Source organism: Microbispora sp. H10885, assembly GCF_014161415.1.
GTDB lineage: Bacteria > Actinomycetota > Actinomycetes > Streptosporangiales > Streptosporangiaceae > Microbispora > Microbispora triticiradicis.
Genome location: NZ_JABBWY010000001.1, coordinates 834,084 through 853,268, shown reverse-complemented (window position 1 = coordinate 853,268; position 19,185 = coordinate 834,084). Strand labels below are relative to the sequence as shown.

Sequence of the window (19,185 nt, the reverse complement as noted above, 5' to 3'; positions counted from 1 at the left end):
GGCCGGCCGGCGCGGTGGTCGTACCGGGAACCGCTCGCGAGAACCACTCGCGGAGACTACTCGCAGAAGTCGGCGAGCAGGTCGAGGACGCGCAGCGGGTCGGGCAGGGGACGCCCGTCGGGAGGCCTGATCCAGCTCACGGTCCCGCCGGACGGCGTGGTGGACGGCGGCGCGAGCACGTAACTCTCCCGGCAGTGCCAGCGCAGCCCTGGCGTGCTGTCGATGGTCTCCGGGCCCGCGTCGAGGTGGCAGGACCACCACTCGTCCTCGTCCTCGGGGGCGCCGCGCGTGGCCACGAAAAAAAGCACCCGGTCGCCGTTCTCGGCGACCGGGCCGGTGTCGAAGCCCGCGGCGTCCATGGCCGCCAGCGTGGGGCGGCCCGCCTCGGCCGTCACGTCGAAGACGTCGAACACCCTGCCGGTGGGCAGGATCACGTTCGCGTCCGGATCCTGCTTCCACCACCGCGTCAGCAGCGCGGTGTCCGTCGTGGCCTGCATCTGCCAGGCGGGCGACAGCGGGTGCATGCCGGGGTCGGGACAGCCCACCCGGTCACAGGAGCACGCCCTGCCCCCCTCGGCCAGCGGATGGGCTCCCATACAGCTCGCCCAGCCCAGCTGGGCGTACTCGAGCACCGACGTCATCTTCGGTGGCGCGTGATGCGCGCGCCGTTTCGCACGACGGGCCAGCGGTACTCCGACCATGGCGCTCCTCCCCACAAGCGACCTAAGCGGTCTCCGACGAGACACGCCCTGCCGCGCGGCCCCGGCGGCGCCTCGCCACGCTGCCCCGGCCACGCCCGAAACCGGCGGCGTGCGCCGGACATTCCGTCGCCGCCGCCGCCCTGCGATAGGCACGATGGTACGTACCTGCTGATTTCCCTCGCCTTGCAGGGCCCTGATGAGAGGTCAGGATAGTGCCCGGGCGACCTCCGTGGCCCAGTACGTGAGGATCATGTCGGCACCGGCGCGGCGGATCGCGACCAGCGACTCCATGATCACCCGCTCCCGGTCGATCCAGCCGTTGGCCGCCGCGGCCTCGACCATCGCGTACTCGCCGCTGACCTGGTAGGCCGCGACGGGCACCTCGACCAGGTCGCGCACCTGCCGCAGGATGTCCAGGTACGCCAGCGCGGGCTTGACCATGACGGCGTCCGCGCCCTCGGCCAGGTCGAGACGCACCTCGCGCAGCGCCTCGCCGACCGGGCCGGCCGGGTCCTGCTGGTAGGCGCTGCGGTCGCCGAACTGCGGCGCGCACTCGGCGGCGTCGCGGAACGGCCCGTAGAAGCCGGAGGCGTACTTGGCCGCGTAGGCCAGGATCGGGATCTCGGCGAACCCGGCCGCGTCGAGGGCGGCGCGGATGGCCCCCACCTGGCCGTCCATCATGCCGCTCGGCGCGATCATCTGGCTCCCGGCAGCCGCCTGGGCGACCGCCGCCGACGCGTACCGCTCCAGCGTCGCGTCGTTGTCCACCTCGCCGTCGGCGGTCAGCAGGCCGCAGTGGCCATGGTCGGTGTACTCGTCCAGGCAGGTGTCGGTCATCAGGACCAGCGCGTCGCCCAGGTCGGCGGCGAGGTCTCGCAGGGCCGCCTGGACGATCCCGTCGGGGTCGTCGGCGCCCGAGCCCCGGGCGTCCTTGTGCGCCGGAATCCCGAACAGGATGATCCCGCCCACCCCGGCCTCGGCCGCCTCGTGCGCGGCCTTGCGCAGCGACTCGCGGGTGTGCTGGACGACCCCGGGCATGGAGCCCACCGGCTGCGGCTCGGCGATGCCCTCCTTGACGAACACGGGCAGGATGAGCTCGGCCGGGTGCAGCCGCGTCCCCGCGACCATCCGCCGCATCGCGGCGGTGCGGCGCAGCCGCCGGGGCCGCGCCACCGGGTATCGGGCGTTCACAACGATCTCCCCGCTCTGGATCGCGCGGCCCGCGGGATCTCCCCCGCGGGCCGCGCGCGAATCGAATCCACTCGCGCTGCTACTTCACGCGTTCTACTTCACGCGTTCTACTTCACGCGTTCTACTTCACCCTGCGCCGCGCGCCCCGGCGCATCTGGGAGGGACGGCGCGGCACCTCGCCCGCCGACACCGCGGCGTGGCGCATCTTCGCACCGTAGTCCGCCAGCGCGGCGGCGAGGGCCGAGGCGGACGGCCTGTCGGCCATCACGTCGACCCGCAGGCCGAACTCCTCGGCCGTCTTGGCCGTCTGCGGCCCGATGACCGCGATCACCGTGACGTTGTGCGGCTTGCCGGCGATGCCGACGAGGTTCCGTACGGTCGAGGACGACGTGAACAGCACGGCGTCGAACCCGCCGCCCTTGATCGCCTCACGGATCGGCGCGGGCGGCGGCGCGGCCCGCACGGTGCGGTAGGCCGTGACGTCGTCGCACTCCCAGCCGAGCTGGGTCAGCCCCGCGACCAGCGTCTCGGTCGCGATGTCGGCCCGCGGCAGCAGCACCCGGTTGATCGGGTCGAGCATCGAGTCGTACGGCGGCCACTCGGCCAGCAGGCCCTCGGACGACTGCTCGCCCGTCGGCATGAGGTCGGGCTTCACGCCGAACTCCACCAGCGCCCGCGACGTGGCCTCGCCGACCGCGGCGACCTTGAGCCCGGCGAACGCGCGGGCGTCCAGGCCGTACTCCTCGAACTTCTCGCGGACGGCCTTGACGGCGTTGGCGCTGGTGAAGGCGACCCACTCGTAGCGTCCGGTGACCAGGCCCTTGATGGCGCGGTCCATCTGCTGCGGGGTGCGGGGCGGCTCGACGGAGATCGTCGGCACCTCCTCGGGCACCGCGCCGTACGAGCGGAGCTGTTCCGACAGGCCCTTCGACTGCTCCTTGGTGCGCGGCACCAGGACCCGCCAGCCGAACAGCGACTTGGTCTCGAACCACGACAGGCGGTCGCGCATGCCGACCGCGTCGCCGACGACGATCAGCGCGGGCTCGGTCATCCCGGCGTGCTTGAGGTCGGGGCCGAGCCGCCCGAGCGTGGAGACCACCGTGTACTGCTCGGTGGTGGTGCCGTCGCTGGTGACCGCGACCGGCGTCGAGTCGGGCTTGCCGCCCGCGATCAGCGCCTTGCTGATCGGGACCGCGTCCGCGACGCCGTTGTAGATCACGAGGGTGCCCGCGCAGTCGGCGTGCCTCGCCCAGTCGTCCACCTGCGCGGCGTCCACGATCCGGAACTCCGGCGCCGACGCCGCGGGCGGGATGCCGGCGTACGTCAGCACGGCCGTGGCCGGCGGGACGCCGGGCACGATCTCGAAGTCGACGTCCGCCTTGGCGCAGGCGGCCACCTCGTCGGTGACGGAGGAGAAGAAGGACGGGTCGCCCGAGCACAGCCGCACCACGGTGCGGCCCGCCTTGGCGGCCTGGATGGTCTTCAGCGACACCGAGTTCTCCGCCGCGTCGGCGGAGATGTCGACGACCTCGACGTCCTCGCGGCAGTGGCGCAGCAGCGGTCCGTACGCCCGGCGGTCGAGGACGGCGACGTCGGCCCTGCTCAGCAGGTCGGCGCCGCGCAACGTGAGCAGGTTCTCGTCACCGGGACCGGCGCCCACGAAGGCGACGAACCCGGATCGGGCCTGGGTGGTGTGGTCGGCGGGGCTCAATGGGCCTGCTCCCCCATCAACGTGTCGGCCCCTTCGGCGATCATGGCTGCCGCGAGTTCACGGCCGAGCTCCACTGCCGCCGGAGAAGGTCCGGAGGTGGACTTGCGCACCGACCGTGCGCCGTCGACGGCGACGACGGTGGCGGTCAGATTGAGAATGTGCCCGTCACCGGAGGCGAAAGCACCTACCGGGGCCGCGCAACCGGCCTCGAGGGCGGCGAGCACCGAACGTTCGGCGTCCACGGCGGCCCGCGTCAGCGGGTCGTCGACGGCGCTCAGCAGTTCGACGAGATCGTCACGGTCGGCCAGGCACTCGACGGCGAGGGCGCCCTGCCCGGGGGCGGGCAGCATCTCGCCGACCTCGAACACCTGGGCGATCTCCCCGGTCCGGCGGATCCTGGCCAGCCCGGCGGCGGCCAGCACGACGGCGTCGAGCTCGCCCGACGTCACCTTGCCGATGCGGGTGTCCGCGTTTCCCCTGATGGGGAGGTAGTCGAGATCCGGCCGGAGCAGGCGCAGCTGGGCCACCCGGCGCGGCGACCCGGTGCCGACCCGGGCTCCGGGCGGCAGGTCGCGCAGCCTCACCGGGCCGACGAGCGCGTCGCGGGGGTCGTCCCGCTCGGGGATGGCCGCGAGCGCGATGCGCTCGTCCTGCTTGGTCGGCAGGTCCTTGAGCGAGTGCACCGCGAAGTCGACCTCGCCGGCGAGCAGCCGGCCGCGCAGGTCGTTCACGAAGACGCCCGTGCCGCCGAGCTGGGTCAGGTGGGCCCGGGAGACGTCGCCGAACGTCGTGACGCCGACGAGCTCGACCTCCCGGCCGGTCAGGGCGGTCAGCCGCTCGGCGACGATCCCCGACTGGGTGGTCGCCATCAGGCTCCTGCGGGTGCCGAGACGAAGAGGCGTGCTCATCGCTCCACCTCCGGGCTCTTCGGGCTCCGCATGCCGTCCAGGCTCCTCAGGCTGTCCAGGTTTTCCAAGGTCTCCAGGCCGTCCAGGCGGTCGAGGCACGACACGGCGTCGGGCGCGTTCGGGTCGAGGCCGAACAGCTCGCGCAGCGCCTCGGCGTACTGGTCGCCGCCCGGCGCGGCGGCCAGCCGCTTCACCCGTACGGTCGGCTCGTGGAGCAGTTTGTCCACGACCCGCCGTACGGTCTGGGTGATCTCGTCGCGGGTCCGCCCGTCGAGGCCGGGCAGGCGGGACATCAACCGGCCCATCTCGGCCTCCACCACTCCGGCGGCCTTGCTGCGCAGGGCCACGACCGTGGGAGTCACCAGGGCGGCGCGCTCCGCGTGCAGGTAGGCGGTGACCTCCTCGGTCACGATGCGCCAGACCTCCTGGATCGCCTCGGCCCGGCCGCCGTCGGCGACGTCGTCGCCCACGCCGTCCTGCTGCATCGACTCCAGGTCGACGAGCGTCACGCCGGGCAGGTCCCGTACGCCGGGGTCCACGTCGTGGGGCAGTGCGAGGTCGAGCAGGAACAGCGGGCGGTCGCGGTCCCCGATCATCTCGGGGTCGATCGTGCGGGTTCCGGCGCCGACGCAGGAGATCACGAGGTCGGCCCCGGCCAGCTCGGCGGGGATGCCGGCCAGGTCCGCGGCGCGCCCGCCGACCGTCTCGGCGAGCCGCTCGGCCCGCTCCCGGGTGCGGTTGGCGATGACGATGTCGGTCACGCCCGCGCGGGAGAGGGTCGCGGCGGACAGCGAGCTCATCGAGCCCGCGCCGACCACCAGGGCGCGCCTGCCGGCGATCGGCCCGAGGACCCGCTCGGCGAGCGTCAGGCCGACCCCGACGAGCGAGGCGCCGGCCCGGTCGATGCCGGTGTCGGCGTGCGCCCGCTTGCCGGCCCGCAGCGCGTGCTGGGCCAGCTCGTTGAGGGTGGTCCCGGCGGTGCCCTCCTCCTGCGCCAGGCGGAGCGCGGTCCTGATCTGGCCGAGGATCTGCCCCTCGCCGACGACCATGGAGTCGAGCCCGCAGGCGACCGTGAAGAGGTGCTGGACCGCCCGGTCCTCGTAGTGCACGTACAGGTGCGGCGCGAGCCGCTCGTGCGGCAGGCCGGAGTGCGCGGCGAGCAGGTTCGTCACGGCGCCGAGGCCGCCGTGGAAGCGGTCGACCGCGGCGTAGACCTCGACGCGGTTGCAGGTGGAGACGACCAGCGCCTCGGACACGTTCTCGTCCGCCTGCAGGTCGTGCAGCAGCTTGACGAGGGCGTCCCCGCCGATCGTCACGCGTTCGAGCAGGGCGACCGGGGTGGTCCGGTGGCTCAGGCCGACGACGAGGATACTCATGAGCTCGCTCCCACTGATGGCTCACTCACATGACCACCCCGTCCGGCCACTCCTCGGCCATGATGGGTCCTCCATTAGCCTTGCGCTGCTCGTGGAACGCAAGTATCTGCAGTTCGATAGATAAATCGACTTTACGGACATCTACGCCGTCAGGCACAGCCAGGACGACGGGGGCGAAGTTCAAAATACTGGTGACGCCGGCCGCGATGACACGGTCGCAGACCTGCTGGGCCGGCGCGGCGGGGGTGGCGATCACGACGATCGACACGCCGCGCTGCCTGATCACCGTCTCCAGCTCGTCGGCGTGCTCGACGACGAGACCGGCGATGCGGTCGCCGACCACGTGCGGATCGGCGTCGAGCAGGCCCGCGATGCGGAACCCGCGGGAGGCGAACCCGCCGTAGTTGGCCAGCGCCCGGCCGAGGTTTCCGACGCCCACGATCGCCACCGCCCAGTCCTGGGTGAGACCAAGCTCACGCGAGATCTGGTAGATGAGGTACTGCACGTCGTAGCCGACACCGCGGGTTCCGTACGACCCGAGGTGAGACAGGTCCTTGCGGAGCTTGGCCGAGTTGACGCCCGCGGCGACCGCCAGGTCCTCCGAGCTCACCGTCGGCGTGCCCCGTTCGGCCATCCCGTTCAGGGCACGCAGATAGAGCGGCAGCCTCGCCACGGTGGCGTCGGGGATACCGCGATCGCGTGCCTGCGGGATACGGCGGATCACTTGCCGGAACTCCTGGGGGACGGACGGCCGGTGCGCCCCCGGCCGCAAGGGTGGATGCGACGGAATGAATCCAGGTTAGTGCCTTTGTGAAGCAATGCACAAAGTCGATCGTGCTCACCAGCGTCCCAGGAGGGTGCGCCGGTCGCCGATCCGGGTCCGCCGGGATCGTGAGCACGCGGATCGTGAGGACGCCGGAAGCGTGACTACGCTGGCGGCATGGCTCCTGCGGATCACCGGATCACCCTGCTCGGCAAGCCCGGCTGCCATCTGTGCGACGACGCCCGCGCGGTCGTCGAGCGGGTGGCGGGCGAGCTCGGCGTCCCGTGGGAGGAACGCGACATCACCGCCTCACCGGAGGATCAGGCCGAATACTGGGAGATGATCCCGGTCGTCCTGGTCGACGGCGTCCAGCACACGTACTGGAGGGTCGACGAGGCCCGCCTCCGCGCCGCCCTCGCCCGCTGAGCCCCTCTCCCCGGATCACATCCGGGTGGGGAGCGGGACGACCTTGGCGGCGTTGACGGCGAGTTCGATGACGTTGGCGGCCAGCACGTACTTCACCCGCTCGGTGGTGAACCGCTCCATGTGCGGCTGCCTCTGGTGCTCGCCGTAGCCCACCTCGTCGCGGTAGAGCTCGTAGACGATGCGCTGGAGCGGGGCCGACTTCACCGCGTGGCAGACGAACAGCAGCGTGTCGGGCTCGTTGCGCTGCACCGCCTCCACCGTCTCCTCCGCCAGCTTGTCGAACGCCTCGCCCGAACCGTCCAGCAGCGTGAACACGGTCAGCAGGCCGTAGATGCCGGGGGACGGCTTCACCGAGCCCCCCTGCCGGGCCGGGCGGCCCGCCTGCTGCGCCCCCTCCGGGCTCACGCCCTGCCGGGACCTGCCGAAGCCCACGCCGAAGCTCGCCGCGAGGTCGGCCGGGCTGGGCAGCTCCGCCCCGCCCACCGGGGTGGCGCCCGCCGGCGCCCCCGGATAGACCGCCCCCGTCGCGGGCATCGCCCGGTCCTGCCCGGCCGCCGGGCCGGCGGGCATGGCGTAGTCGGGCCGGCGCGGCTGGCCGTACTGGTCGGCGGCCAGAAGCTGGCCGGTCGCGGGCCCGCCGAAGTCGTCGGCGAGCGGCCGTCCCTCCGGGCGCCCGTCGGGGCGGATCTCCGGGCGGCCGTCCGGGGGGCGCATGCGGGCCGCGTAGTCGACCTCGCCCTGCTCGCCCGCGCGATACTCGGCCACCAGGTCGCCCAGCCCCGAGCGGCGCGGCGCGGCGCCGGGCGGGACCGCCCCCGCCGCCGCGCCCCTGGCTCCCGGACCTCCAGGGCCTCCCGGGCCTCCCGCCGCGACGGCCGGACCCGAGGGGGCGGAGGGCACCCTGGTCTCGGAGGGCCCCCGGCTCTCGGCGCGCAGGGCGGTGTCGGCCCGCCCGCCGCGCCGGTCCTGCCACTCCTCCTCGGGCGCGTCCTCGTCCTCGTCCTCGTCGTCGTACGGCGCGAGCGGACGCGCCACGGCGTACCAGACGCCGCCGGCGGCGGCGGCCATCAGCGCGACGACCAGCAGCCCCGGAAGCCCGAACTCCAGCGCGCCCGCGAGGGCCATGCCCGCGGGGGCGAGCACCACGGTCGCGTTCATGTTGTCGGCGTCGTAGTCGTCGCCGTCGCGCCAGCTCATCAGCGCGATGCCGAGGGCGAGGAGGAGCAGGAACACCACCAGGCCGTGGACGCCCCGCAGCAGCCACTCGGGCCACAGGTCCCAGTGGGCGGGGCCGTCGGGCAGCGTCTTGCCGAACCCCGAGGCGACGATGGGGTCCAGCACCATGATGACCGTGCCCACGACCGTGAGAGCGGCGCCGAGCAGCCACCCGGCGAAGCGGGCCGCCGCCTTCTCCGAGAGAAGCTGGAGCACGCCCACGGCCAGCCACAGCGGGGCCAGCAGCGACCCGGTGATCTGGTACGCCCGGAACGTCACGGACCCGAAGCCGGTGAGGTGGCCGACGGCGACGGCACCGAGCGACACCGCGAGCGCGCCCGTGGCGATGCTCCACGCGATCAGCCATCCGGCCGGCTCGTCACGGAGACGCCCGACGAGGACGCCGGTGGTGATGCCGGCGAGCAGGGCGCCGGCGAACGCGAGGAGAGCGACGAGGACTTCCATGGTGGCACCCATGCTGCCTGACAACGCCTTCGCACGGGTAGCCGGTCACCCTGTACGGGTGCGGGATCCGGCGCCGCCGACGGGCCTCCGCATCCGGCTGAGGCCCGTCCGTTCCGTCCCCCGATCAGCGCCCGAGCACCGCCGACGCCGTGTTTCACGGTGGCGCCCGTTCTCCGGCAGCGAGTTCTTCCACTCGAACGGATTGTGTTATCTCCCGTTGATTTCTAGAGTGTTGCCGCACGCCGACTCCCCTTCCCCCATGGGATAACGGATGCCGAACCTGTGGCCGTTGGCCGGGCTGTCGCCTCCGGCCACCGCCGTATCCGCGCAGCCCGCGCGCTCCGCGGATCTCACCGAGCGCGGCCGTGGCCGACAACACGGCCGCGAGTACAGCCACGAACACGACCGCGAGAACGACGAGATGCGAAGCCTCGTGCTGCGCGCCAAGACCGGCGACAGCGAGGCGTTCGGCCTCCTCTACGACCATTACCTCGACCTGGTCTACCGGTACGTCTACTTCCGGGTGGGCAGCCACGCGCTGGCCGAGGACCTGACGAGCGACACGTTCCTGCGCGCGCTGCGGGGCATCGCCGACTTCACCTGGCAGGGCCGCGACTTCGGCGCCTGGCTCGTCACCATCGCCCGCAACCTGATCACCGATCACTACAAGTCGGGACGCAACCGGCTTGAGGTCACCACCGCGGTGATTCTCGACACACCTCTGGACGGCCCGCACATCCCCGAGAACGCGGTCGTCGCGAACATGGTGAACGAGCGCCTCATGCAGGCGCTCAAGCAACTCGGCCCCGAGCAGCAGGAATGCGTGATCCTGCGGTTCGTGGAGGGCATGTCGCTCGCGGAGACCGCGAAGATCATGGGCAAGAAGGCCGGAGCGATCAAGGCCCTCCAGTTCCGGGCGATAAGGGCACTCGCCCGGGCACTCCCGGACGATCTCGCTGACAGCCCGTAACCATTCCCACACCCTGTCGTTGGGCATGTCGCAGGTCGGATCTTCGCAGCACGGTCGATCCGGCCGGGAAAGGACAGTCGCCGACGTCGAGCGGGGGATGGCGGGAACCGTGATGGGCTGGTGGCGACCCTCGCGCCGGAAGGGCGGCCGGACCTCGGCCCGCACCCGGCGGGTCGCCGCGCGCGTGACGGCCCTGCGGTCCCTGGTGAACGGCGGCCCGAGCCCCGACTTCCGCGAGCGGCTGCGGGCCGATCTCATGCGTGCCCACGCCGACGAACGCACCGCGGGCAGGCACGCGGCGCCCCCCGCCGCCCCCGCCTCCCACGCCGGGAGCCGGCGGCCCCGTCCCCGCCGGTCCCTGCTCGTCCGGCTGCGCCCCGTCCTCGTCTTCGGCGTCGCGCTGAGCGGGATGTTCGCCACCGGCGTGCGCACGTACCACGCGGTGCCCGGCGAGGTGCTGTACCCGCTGAAGCGGGTGGCCGAGTCGACGGTGCTCGTCCTGGCTTACGACGAGAAGGACCGGGCGGAGCGGGAGATGGCCGCGGCCCGGCTGCGTGCGGCCGAGACCGCGTCGCTGATCGGCGAGGCCGCCCCCGACCGCCGCCGGCTGATCGCCCAGACGCTCGACGACATGGAGACGAAGACCAGGGCCGCGCTGACCCGCGTGGCGCTGCGTGGCCATGCCGACGGCGAGGCGCGGCGGTTCGCGCGTCAGCAGCGCAAGGTGGTGGAGCCGCTGCTGCCGAAACTCGACGGGGAGAATCGCGACAAGGCCACGCAGTACCTGCGTTACATCGACACTTTCACGGCTTCCGGACGCTGACACGTCATGTCCCGCTCACGTTGGGGACGGTGTCCGCCGGTTAAGCTGATGAGCCATGAGGCGGCTATTGCGACGGAGGGAAGCGGCGGAGATCGCCGGTGAGGTGGCCGCCGCCGCGGCGGTGTCCGCCCCCGAGGTCGTGCCCGATCTGACCGCGGCGGCGTTCTTCGACGTCGACAACACCATGATGCGCGGCGCCTCCATCTACCACTTCGCGCGCGGGCTCGCCTCGCGGGGCCTGTTCACCACCCGCGACCTGGCGAAGTTCGCGGTCGGGCAGGCGTGGTTTCGCGTCCGGGGCAACGAGAACCCCGAGCACATCGCCAGGGCCAAGGAGATGGCCCTCGCCTTCGTCGCGGGGCTCAAGGTGGACGAGGTCGTCCGGCTGGGCGAGGAGATCTACGACGACGTGATGGCCGACCGCGTGTGGGCGGGCACCCGCGCGCTGGCCCAGGCGCACCTCGACGCCGGGCAGCGGGTGTGGCTGGTCACCGCGACCCCGGTGGAGCTGGCCCGGGTCATCGCGCAGCGGCTCGGGCTCACCGGCGCGCTCGGCACGGTCGCCGAGACCGCCGACGGCGCCTACACCGGGCGGCTGGTCGGCGACCTGCTGCACGGCCCGGCCAAGGCCGAGGCCGTACGGGCGCTGGCCCGGCGCGAGGGTCTCGACCTCGCCCGGTGCTCGGCCTACAGCGACTCGTCCAACGACCTGCCGATGCTCTCGCTCGTGGGCCACCCGTACGCCATCAACCCCGACAGCGAGCTACGCGAGCACGCCAGGGACAACGGCTGGGAGACCCGCGACTTCCGGACCGGCCGGAAGGCGACCATGATCGGGCTGCCGATCGCGGCGACGGCGGGGGCCATAGCGGGCGGCGTCGCCGCCGGCATCGCGCTGCGCCGCCACTACCGCTCCAGCCTCTGACGCGGACCGGAACCGCGAGACCGGCCGTCAGATCGGGGGGAACGCGGCCCCCCGGCGCAGCCGCAGGGCGTCGAGCCGCCGCTGCATGGTCTCCCGGACGTGGTCGGTGAGGTCGAAGACCACCGCGGGGTCGTCGGCCTCCTCCGGGTCGTAGGAGTCGGTGCGGACCGGCTCGCCGAACTCGATGAGCCACTTCGACGGCAGCGGGACCAGGCCGAGCGGCCCGAGCCAGGGGAACAGCGGCGTGATCGGGAGGTACGGCAGGCCGAGCAGGCGCGCGAGCGAGGGGACGTCCCCGATCTTGGGATAGATCTCCTCCGCGCCGACGATCGCGCACGGGACGATCGGCACACCGGCCCTGATCGCCGAGGCGACGAACCCGCCCCGGCCGAACCTCTGCAGCCGGTAGCGCTCGGAGAACGGCTTGCCGATGCCCTTGAAGCCCTCGGGGAAGACGCCGACGACCTCGCCCTTGCGCAGCAGGCGGTCGGCGTCCTCGGGGCAGGCGAGCGTGTGCCCCGACTTGCGGGCGAGATGCCCGAGCACGGGGAGCTGGTAGACCAGGTGGGCGCCGAGGAGGCGCAGCGGCCGGCCCAACTCGTCGTTCACCGCGACCTGGAGCATCAGCGCGTCCACCGGCAGCGTGCCGGAGTGGTTGGCCACGATCAGGGCCCCGGCGTCGGCCGGCACGTTCTCCAGGCCGAGGGTCTCGGTCCTGAACCAGTGCCGGTACAACGGGCGCAGCGCCTCCAGCAGCACCCGGTCGTTCAGCTCGGGATCGAAGCCGAACTCGTCGACCTCGTAGTCGCCGGTGATCCTGCGGCGCAGAAAGGCGAACAGCTCCGCGAGCCGCTCGCCGGAGTCGTCGCCGCTCCCGGGGCCGGCCGGACGGCCGTTCCCGGCCGCGCGCCGGTCCTGGAAGTCGTTCATCGGGTCACCGCTTCGTCACGAGGCCGGCCAGCCAGTCGACCGCGGCGAGCGGCAGGTGACCGGGGCCGCCCCGGGACCGCAGGAAGTCGTCGAACGCCGCCGCCGTGCCGTACTTCGGGCGCCAGCCGAGCTCGGCGGTGAGCCTGGCGGTGTCCACCGCGCGGCCGTGGCTCATCAGCGTGAGCTGCTCGGGCGAGAAGTCGACCAGCCGGGCGCCCCTGGCCAGCCCGCCGACCAGGCGGAAGGCCGGGGACGGCAGCGGGACCACCGGCCGGCCCGTGCGCCGCGCGCACTGCGACAGCAGCAGGACGCCGTCGCCCGCCACGTTGAACACGCCGGGGTGGTCCGTCCCGGCCGTACGGCACAGCGCCTCGACGGCGTCGTCCTCGTGGACGAACTGCAGCCGCGGATCGAAGCCGAGCACGGTGGGCAGCACGGGCTGCGAGAAGTAGCGCGTGAGCGGCGAGTCGACGCCGGGCCCCATGAGGTTGGCGAACCGCAGCGTGGTCGTCGTCACGTCGGGCCGCCGCCGGGCGAAGCCCCGGACGTACGTCTCCACCTCCGTGGCGTCCCTGGCGTACCCGTGGTGCGCCACCTCGACGGGCTCGGTGTCCTCCGTGAACACGGCCGGAGCGTGCGGCGAGGAGCCGTACACGGCCGTGGTGGAGCGCACGACCACGCGGCGCACCGTGGCGGAGCGCTGGCAGGCCGCGAGCAACTGCATCGTGCCGATGACGTTGTGCTCCTTCATGGCCGGCCGGCCACCGCCCGTCCCGCCCGCCCGGCGGTCTCCGCGGCCGCTGCCGCTGACCAGGCTGAGGTGCACGACCGTGTCGACGTCGGCGTCCCGGATGACCCGAGCCAGGTCCGGGCCGCGCAGCGCGACACGGACGAACTCGGCGCGGCCGAGCACCGGGCCGTCCTGCCCGCCGTCCCGCCCACGAGGGGGTGGCGGCGGCTCGGTGTCCACGCCGATGACGCGGTCGATCTCCGGATCGCCCGCGAGCGCGGCCGCCACACGGGCGCCGATGTGACCGCGGACACCGGTGACCAGCACGGTACGAGTCATCGACGCCTCGCCGGGGGTGTGCGTGTGCGTGTTCGACGGTCGCCCGGTCCCTCGGGACCGGTGCGCGCTCCGTCTCGGCTACTTCTTGTTACGCCGCTGGATGCGGGTCTTCTTCAGCAGCTTGCGGTGCTTCTTCTTGGCCATGCGCTTGCGGCGCTTCTTGATCACAGAGCCCACGGGACCCCCAGGTGAAGGTGGTGACAGTCGAACCGGCGCGCGAGCGCACACCGGCTCAACAGACTACCGGCGATCCACGGTAGATCGCTCCCCCGGGGGACCCCGCGTCGGGCGGGGGCCGGCCACGCCGCCGTCAAGCGTGGTCGTCCGAGGGCGTTCAACCCGCTTCGATGAACGCGTCCCGCAAGTAGTCGTGCACCGCCTGCTCGGGCACTCTGAAGGACCGGCCGACACGGATGGCCGGTAACTCGCCCGAGTGCACGAGCCGGTACACCGTCATCTTGGACACCCGCATGACGGTCGCCACCTCGGCCACCGTCAAGAACTTCACCTCGCTGAGAGGTCTTTCGCCTGCACCCATCGGACGCCTCTTCCGCACGTGTTTCCGGGTTATCCCCACTGGTGCCATCGCTCACGCACGTGTACTGCCGTCAGCGTAAGTCCGGACTCCGAGTAGGCAAACCCCCCATTCCATCATCAGCGGAGCCGTGTGCCGTCAAAATCGGGAAAGTCGCTGGCAGCAGCAGGGCCGTGCCCCTCGCCTCAATCTTGGAACGGACCAACTTCTCTCACATAAGAGTCGCCCAGGATCAGAAAAAAGTTGGCAACCGCCCGACACACCGGTGCAAAAGCGGGCGCGAAATGCCCGATTTGGGAGGTCCGTAAGGGTGTCAGAGGCTACGGGCGATGCGCGCGATCAGATACGAGGTCAACGGGGCGTAGTGCCGGGGAAGCACGTTGTCGTCGAGCGGGACACTGACGGCGATCTTGCCCTCCGCCTCTCCCACGAACAGCGCGGGGTCGTTGCTGTCGGCGAAGCCCACCGTCTCGACCCCGGCCTCGCCCGCCGCCCCCGCCCAGCCGTGATCGGCGATCACCAGGTCGGGGCGCTCCTCGGCCAGGATCGCCCGCATCGGGTGCGGGTCGTGGGTGTGCACGAACGTGCCGCGGTCCTCCAGCATCGCCACGCCGTCGAGGTAGCGGATCCGCCTGCGGCGGCCGAGTCCGCCGACGTACGCCCACCCCTCCGCGGGGGACAGCAGGGTCGCCCCGTTCCCGGCCGCGAACCTGGCCAGGGCGAGGTGGACGGTGAGCAGGCCGGTGGGGTGGCCGGTGGCCACGACGATCCGGGCCGAGCCACGCCGCAGGACCTTGGCGACCCGGTCCCCCATCTCCTCCACCGCGTCGATGGTCCGATCGGGGTCGATGGTGTCCTGGCCCTCGCGGTGGCCGGGGTCGGCCGCCACCCCGGCCCGGTCGGCCATCAGCCGCAGCACGTCGTGGTAGGACCACTCGCCCTCGAAGGTGAGCCCGAAGAGGTAGTGCGGGTCGCGCAGCGCGAGCGACCGGTAGTGATCGAGGTTGTTCTCCCGGCTGGTGGCGACGTCGCCGGCGATGGCGGTCCGTACGAGGTGCTCGCGCAGTTCGGCCCGGGAGGGCGAGGCCGGGGACGGCGGGGAGGAGGGTCGGGAGGACGGCGGGGAGGACGGTCGGGTCACGACTGCTACAGCGCTCCTCGGCTCGGCGCAATTCCGGACATGTCAGGGCATGGGATCCAGGCCGTGGAAGGGGAACACCGCCTTCCTGGTCGCTATGACGGCCCGGTCGACGGCGTCGGCTGGATCGTACCCCTCGGAGAAGTCACGCCACTGTGGGTGCCGCCCGTCGGTCATCCGCAACGGCGGGATCTCTCCGGTCCGTTCCGTCACGTACGTCCGCCAGGCCTCCGGCGTGGCGGTGCCGGGGTCGACGGGACTCCCGGCGGCCTCGGCGATCAGGTGCGTCCAGGCTCTCGGCACGACCTGGACGAGTTCGTAGCCCCCGCCGCCCAGCGCGATCCAGCGTCCGCCCGCGGTCTCGTGGGCCAGCCGGTGCAGCGCGGCGTACGTCGTGCGCTGCCCGTCGAGGCTGAGCATGAGGTGCGCCAGCGGGTCGAGTGCGTGGCTGTCGCATCCCTGCTGGGTGACCAGGACCTGCGGCCGGAAGTGCCGCAGCAACGGCGGGACGACCGCGTGGAAGGCCCGCAGCCACCCGGCGTCGCCGCAGCCCGCCGGCAGCGCGACGTTGACCGCGGTGCCCTCGGCGCCCGTCTCGTGCGGGAACCCGGTGCCGGGGAAGAGCGTGCGCGGGCTCTCGTGCAGGCTGATCGTGAGCACCCGGGGATCGTCGTGGAACGCCGCCTGCACGCCGTCGCCGTGGTGCACGTCCACGTCCACGTACGCGACGCGGGACGCGCCGTGCGACAGCAGCCACGCGATCGCCACCGCCGGGTCGTTGTAGACGCAGAAGCCGCTGGCGGCGCCGGGCATGGCGTGGTGCAGGCCCCCCGCGACGTTCACCGCGTGCTCGGCCGTACCGTCCCACACGGCCCTGGCGGCGGCCAGCGTGGCCCCGGTGACCAGCGCGGACGCCTCGTGCACCCCGGCGAAGGCGGGGTTGTCCTCGGTGCCGAGCCCGTACCGCAGGTCGGGGCGGCCGTCCCGGGAGACGGTCTTGACCGCCTCGATGTAGTCCCGCTTGTGGACCAGCGCGATCTCGTCGTCGGTGGCGGGGACGCAGCCGGTCGTCTCGACCGTGTCGAGCACGCCCATCTCGCGGGCGAGCGCCATGGTGAGCTCGACGCGCACGGGCGCGAGGGGGTGGCCGGGCCCGAAGTCGTACGTGACCAGGGCGTCGTCCCAGACGACCCGCACCGCCCGGCTCATGCGGCGACGCCATCGCAGTGACTCATACCAGAACGTTATCGCCCGTACCCGGACCTTGACGCCGTCGCTCCGGCTCGTGTCCGGGCCTCGTGCGTGACCGTCACAGCGGGGCCCCGCCTCGCCCGTGCGTCACGGCTCGCGCGTACGGCCCTCAGCCGGAGGCGAGACGGCGGCTGCGCTCGCAGGCGGCCTCGATCGCGTCGAGGAACGCGGCCCTGACCTTGTGCCGTTCCAGCTCGGCGATGGCGGCGATCGTGGTACCTCCGGGCGAGGTCACGGCCTCGCGCAGGATCACCGGGTGCTCCCCCGAGTCGCGCAGCATGATCGCGGCGCCGACGATCGACTGGGTGACCATGTCGAGGGCGGCGGCGCGCGGCATGCCCAGCAGGATCCCGGCGTCGACCATCGCCTCGACGAGGTAGAAGAAGTACGCCGGACCGCTGCCGGACAGCGCGGTGGCGGCGTCCTGCTGCGCCTCCGGGATGCGCAGCACCTTGCCCACCGGGCTGAGCAGCGCCTCGGTGCGCCTGAGGTGCTCCTCGGAGGCGTGCGCCCCGGCCGAGATGACACTCATGGCCTCGTCGACCAGGACGGGCGTGTTCGACATGACGCGGACGACCGCCACGCCGTCCCCGAGCCTGGTCTCCACGAAGGCGGTCGTGATGCCGGCGGCGACGGAGATCACCAGCCGGTCGGCGGGCACGTGCGGAGCGATCTCGGCCAGCAGCGCGCCCATGTCCTGCGGCTTGACGGCGAGGATGAGCGTCTCGGCCAGCTTGGCGGCCTCGGCGTTGCCCGCCACCCGCACGCCGTACCGCTCGCGCAGCGCCTCGGCCCGCTCGGGCCTGCGGGCCGTCGCCACGATCTCGTCCGGCCGCAGACCGGCGCGTACCAGCCCGGAGAGCAGGGCCTCGCCCATCTTTCCGGTCCCGAGGATCGCGATCATCCCTGTGCCTTCCTGTACTCGCCGGGATCTGCGCGCAGCTTACCGATCCCGCCGGAGGAGCGTGTCGCGGCCCGGCGGCCTCCGACACCTCGCGTCATCCCATGCCCACCACAAATGTTGCGGTTTTGCATCCAAGTGACGGCAAGTGTCGCTTTACTACTCTTTTGCCCGGATGATCGGCCGAGGGTGTCCATGAATCGGCTCCATCGACGGGGCCACCGGCGCCGAAGGGGTGCACGTGAAGAAGATCCTCGTTGCGCTGGCCGCCGCCGGCCTGGGTCTGAGCGGCGTGCTGGCCGCGTCGCCCGCGGCAGGCGCACCCCCGGGCGCCGAGCACGCGCCGCCGGCTCCCGCGCCGCAGTGGACCCAGTGCGAGGGCCTGCCCACGGGCGTCGAGTGCACGAAGATCGAGGTCCCCCTGGACTACAGCCGTCCCAAGGGCGAGAAGATCAAGATCGCGGTCTCCCGCAGGAAGGCGACGGACACGGCCCACTACCAGGGCGTGATCCTGTTCAACCCCGGCGGCCCCGGCGGCAGCGGCCTCGCGTACCCGGCGGTCATGCAGACGCGGCTGGGGCCCACGCTCGCCGCGCAGTACGACCTGATCGGCTTCGACCCGCGCGGCGTCGGCTCCAGCGAGCCCTCGCTGAGCTGCGACCCGCACTTCGCCGACCCGGTGCGGCCCGACTACGTGCCCGCGAACATCACCGAGGAGCTGGCCTGGGCCCAGCGCTCCCGGAACTACGCGGAGGCGTGCGGCCGGATCTACGGCGACCTGCTCAAGAACATGACCACGGCCGACGCGGCCAACGACATGGACCAGATCCGCAAGGCCCTCGGCCAGGAGCAGATCAGCTACGTCGGCTACTCCTACGGCACCTACCTCGGCGCGACGTACGCGACGCTGTTCCCGAACAGGGTCCGCCGGCTCGTGCTGGACAGCATCGTCAACCCCTCGCGGGTGTGGTACGAGGCCAACATCGACCAGAACCACGCGTTCGAGGGCCGCGCCAAGGACTTCTTCGCCTGGATCGCCCAATACGACTCGACCTACCACCTCGGCACCACCGGCGACGAGGTGGAGAAGGCGTTCTACGCGGCCCGCGCCAAGCTGAAGGACACCCCGGCGGAGGGCCGGGTCGGGCCGGACGAGTTCGACGACACCTACCTGGCGGGCGGCTACCTCAAGAGCCGCTGGCCGCTGCTCGCGGACGCGCTGTCCCGGTACCTGACCGCCGGTGAGGCGGCTCCGCTTCTCGCCGCCTACGGCACGTACGGCGACTCCAGCGGCGACGACAACACGTTCGCCGTCTACTCCGCGGTCGAGTGCTCCGACGCGAGCTGGCCGCGCGACTGGCCCAGGTGGCACCGGGACATGTGGCAGTCGTACCGCGCCGCGCCCTTCCTGAGCTGGGGCAACGCCTGGTTCAACGCGCAGTGCGCCTTCTGGCCGGTGCGCGCGGCGCACGAGCAGCGGATCGACGGCCGGCTCATCAAGAACGCGCTGTTCTTCCAGGACACCAAGGACGGCGCCACGCCGTACGAGGGCGGGGTCGAGATGCACAGGCGCTTCCCGAACTCGCGCCTCGTGGTTATGGACGGCGGCGGCAACCACGGCCTGACCGGACGGGGCAACGCCTGCGTCGACGACGCCTGGAAGGCCTACCTGACCGACGGCACGCTGCCCGCGAGCCGTCCGGGGCCGGACCTGCACTGCGCGCCGTTCGCCGACCCGGTTCCGCCGGCCCGGGCCGCCGCGCTGAACGCGACGCCGACGCAGATCGACGACTGGGTGCCCGGCGAACGCTGACCTCTCCCGGCCCACCCCCCGATACACCCCCCACGGCGAGCCCCCGGCCTGTGACAGGCCGGGGGCCCGTCCGT

19 protein-coding genes are annotated in these 19,185 nt (G+C 72.5%); 5 read left to right on the top strand and 14 right to left on the bottom strand.

Annotated features, from left to right (window positions below):
- Positions 1 to 56: 56 nt before the first annotated feature.
- The 6 genes from HHX37_RS03775 to HHX37_RS03750 form a co-directional block, all read right to left on the bottom strand.
- Positions 57 to 701 carry a bifunctional DNA primase/polymerase gene (locus HHX37_RS03775; RefSeq protein ID WP_111699594.1) on the bottom strand — a complete coding sequence of 215 codons (645 nt, stop codon included), beginning with the start codon at positions 699 to 701 and terminating at the stop codon, positions 57 to 59.
- A gap of 204 nt (positions 702 to 905) precedes the next feature.
- Positions 906 to 1,892, bottom strand: coding sequence for a porphobilinogen synthase (gene hemB / locus HHX37_RS03770; protein WP_182884490.1), 987 nt, complete (start codon positions 1,890 to 1,892; stop codon positions 906 to 908).
- Between the two features lie 121 nt (positions 1,893 to 2,013).
- Positions 2,014 to 3,603, bottom strand: a complete 1,590-nt coding sequence (locus tag HHX37_RS03765) for a uroporphyrinogen-III synthase (protein ID WP_182872894.1) — start codon at positions 3,601 to 3,603, stop codon at positions 2,014 to 2,016.
- On the bottom strand, positions 3,600 to 4,511 hold the full coding sequence (gene hemC / locus HHX37_RS03760) for a hydroxymethylbilane synthase (protein ID WP_111699597.1): 912 nt from the start codon (positions 4,509 to 4,511) through the stop codon (positions 3,600 to 3,602). The genes HHX37_RS03765 and hemC overlap by 4 nt, the downstream gene beginning before the upstream one ends.
- Entirely contained in the window at positions 4,508 to 5,887 is a 1,380-nt protein-coding gene (locus tag HHX37_RS03755; RefSeq protein WP_182883194.1) for a glutamyl-tRNA reductase, read from the bottom strand. The genes hemC and HHX37_RS03755 overlap by 4 nt, the downstream gene beginning before the upstream one ends.
- A gap of 25 nt (positions 5,888 to 5,912) precedes the next feature.
- On the bottom strand, positions 5,913 to 6,611 hold the full coding sequence (locus HHX37_RS03750; protein WP_111699599.1) for a redox-sensing transcriptional repressor Rex: 699 nt from the start codon (positions 6,609 to 6,611) through the stop codon (positions 5,913 to 5,915).
- Positions 6,612 to 6,827: 216 nt separating this feature from the next.
- On the opposite strand from HHX37_RS03750, the gene HHX37_RS03745 reads away from it, so the two are divergent.
- A complete protein-coding gene (locus HHX37_RS03745) occupies positions 6,828 to 7,076 on the top strand; it encodes a glutaredoxin family protein (RefSeq protein ID WP_111699600.1) in 249 nt (82 codons plus the stop codon).
- 15 nt (positions 7,077 to 7,091) lie between these two features.
- Here the strand turns inward: HHX37_RS03745 and HHX37_RS03740 are convergent, their stop codons facing one another.
- Positions 7,092 to 8,756 (bottom strand): putative quinol monooxygenase, encoded by a 1,665-nt coding sequence (locus HHX37_RS03740; RefSeq protein ID WP_182884489.1) that lies wholly within the window; start codon positions 8,754 to 8,756, stop codon positions 7,092 to 7,094.
- A 271-nt stretch (positions 8,757 to 9,027) separates the two neighbouring features.
- On the opposite strand from HHX37_RS03740, the gene HHX37_RS03735 reads away from it, so the two are divergent.
- The 3 genes from HHX37_RS03735 to HHX37_RS03725 all read left to right on the top strand — a co-directional run bounded on the left by HHX37_RS03735 (position 9,028) and on the right by HHX37_RS03725 (position 11,474).
- Complete coding sequence (locus HHX37_RS03735) at positions 9,028 to 9,726, top strand: sigma-70 family RNA polymerase sigma factor (RefSeq protein ID WP_182872898.1); 699 nt, start codon at positions 9,028 to 9,030, stop codon at positions 9,724 to 9,726.
- 97 nt (positions 9,727 to 9,823) lie between these two features.
- The gene (locus HHX37_RS03730; RefSeq protein WP_182884488.1) at positions 9,824 to 10,549 is read left to right on the top strand and encodes a DUF5667 domain-containing protein; all 726 of its coding nucleotides are present in this window, start codon (positions 9,824 to 9,826) and stop codon (positions 10,547 to 10,549) included.
- 55 nt (positions 10,550 to 10,604) lie between these two features.
- On the top strand, positions 10,605 to 11,474 hold the full coding sequence (locus HHX37_RS03725) for an HAD family hydrolase (protein ID WP_117409149.1): 870 nt from the start codon (positions 10,605 to 10,607) through the stop codon (positions 11,472 to 11,474).
- A 27-nt stretch (positions 11,475 to 11,501) separates the two neighbouring features.
- Here the strand turns inward: HHX37_RS03725 and HHX37_RS03720 are convergent, their stop codons facing one another.
- From HHX37_RS03720 to proC, 7 genes are all read right to left on the bottom strand, one after another.
- Positions 11,502 to 12,404 carry a lysophospholipid acyltransferase family protein gene (locus HHX37_RS03720; protein WP_182884487.1) on the bottom strand — a complete coding sequence of 301 codons (903 nt, stop codon included), beginning with the start codon at positions 12,402 to 12,404 and terminating at the stop codon, positions 11,502 to 11,504.
- A gap of 4 nt (positions 12,405 to 12,408) precedes the next feature.
- On the bottom strand, positions 12,409 to 13,473 hold the full coding sequence (locus HHX37_RS03715) for an NAD-dependent epimerase/dehydratase family protein (protein ID WP_182872901.1): 1,065 nt from the start codon (positions 13,471 to 13,473) through the stop codon (positions 12,409 to 12,411).
- 78 nt (positions 13,474 to 13,551) lie between these two features.
- Positions 13,552 to 13,650, bottom strand: coding sequence for a 30S ribosomal protein bS22 (locus HHX37_RS03710; protein ID WP_018654693.1), 99 nt, complete (start codon positions 13,648 to 13,650; stop codon positions 13,552 to 13,554).
- A 157-nt stretch (positions 13,651 to 13,807) separates the two neighbouring features.
- Positions 13,808 to 14,011, bottom strand: a complete 204-nt coding sequence (locus HHX37_RS03705) for a helix-turn-helix domain-containing protein (protein ID WP_030456159.1) — start codon at positions 14,009 to 14,011, stop codon at positions 13,808 to 13,810.
- Positions 14,012 to 14,321: 310 nt separating this feature from the next.
- Complete coding sequence (locus HHX37_RS03700) at positions 14,322 to 15,149, bottom strand: phosphatase (protein ID WP_182884486.1); 828 nt, start codon at positions 15,147 to 15,149, stop codon at positions 14,322 to 14,324.
- A 42-nt stretch (positions 15,150 to 15,191) separates the two neighbouring features.
- Complete coding sequence (locus tag HHX37_RS03695; RefSeq protein ID WP_182884485.1) at positions 15,192 to 16,355, bottom strand: acetoin utilization protein AcuC; 1,164 nt, start codon at positions 16,353 to 16,355, stop codon at positions 15,192 to 15,194.
- 151 nt (positions 16,356 to 16,506) lie between these two features.
- Positions 16,507 to 17,301, bottom strand: coding sequence for a pyrroline-5-carboxylate reductase (proC, locus tag HHX37_RS03690; RefSeq protein ID WP_117409144.1), 795 nt, complete (start codon positions 17,299 to 17,301; stop codon positions 16,507 to 16,509).
- A 238-nt stretch (positions 17,302 to 17,539) separates the two neighbouring features.
- On the opposite strand from proC, the gene HHX37_RS03685 reads away from it, so the two are divergent.
- Positions 17,540 to 19,111, top strand: coding sequence for an alpha/beta hydrolase (locus tag HHX37_RS03685; RefSeq protein WP_182884484.1), 1,572 nt, complete (start codon positions 17,540 to 17,542; stop codon positions 19,109 to 19,111).
- Positions 19,112 to 19,185: the final 74 nt, after the last annotated feature.

Coding starts and splice junctions, on each gene's coding strand:
- HHX37_RS03775 (WP_111699594.1), bottom strand. CDS start 701: ATGGTCGGAGTACCGCTGGCCCGTCGTGCGAAACGGCGCGCGCATCAC.
- hemC (WP_111699597.1), bottom strand. CDS start 4,511: ATGAGCACGCCTCTTCGTCTCGGCACCCGCAGGAGCCTGATGGCGACC.
- HHX37_RS03755 (WP_182883194.1), bottom strand. CDS start 5,887: ATGAGTATCCTCGTCGTCGGCCTGAGCCACCGGACCACCCCGGTCGCC.
- HHX37_RS03745 (WP_111699600.1), top strand. CDS start 6,828: ATGGCTCCTGCGGATCACCGGATCACCCTGCTCGGCAAGCCCGGCTGC.
- HHX37_RS03740 (WP_182884489.1), bottom strand. CDS start 8,756: ATGGAAGTCCTCGTCGCTCTCCTCGCGTTCGCCGGCGCCCTGCTCGCC.
- HHX37_RS03735 (WP_182872898.1), top strand. CDS start 9,028: ATGCCGAACCTGTGGCCGTTGGCCGGGCTGTCGCCTCCGGCCACCGCC.
- HHX37_RS03730 (WP_182884488.1), top strand. CDS start 9,824: ATGGCGGGAACCGTGATGGGCTGGTGGCGACCCTCGCGCCGGAAGGGC.
- HHX37_RS03725 (WP_117409149.1), top strand. CDS start 10,605: ATGAGGCGGCTATTGCGACGGAGGGAAGCGGCGGAGATCGCCGGTGAG.
- HHX37_RS03720 (WP_182884487.1), bottom strand. CDS start 12,404: ATGAACGACTTCCAGGACCGGCGCGCGGCCGGGAACGGCCGTCCGGCC.
- HHX37_RS03715 (WP_182872901.1), bottom strand. CDS start 13,473: ATGACTCGTACCGTGCTGGTCACCGGTGTCCGCGGTCACATCGGCGCC.
- HHX37_RS03705 (WP_030456159.1), bottom strand. CDS start 14,011: ATGGGTGCAGGCGAAAGACCTCTCAGCGAGGTGAAGTTCTTGACGGTG.
- HHX37_RS03695 (WP_182884485.1), bottom strand. CDS start 16,355: ATGAGCCGGGCGGTGCGGGTCGTCTGGGACGACGCCCTGGTCACGTAC.
- proC (WP_117409144.1), bottom strand. CDS start 17,301: ATGATCGCGATCCTCGGGACCGGAAAGATGGGCGAGGCCCTGCTCTCC.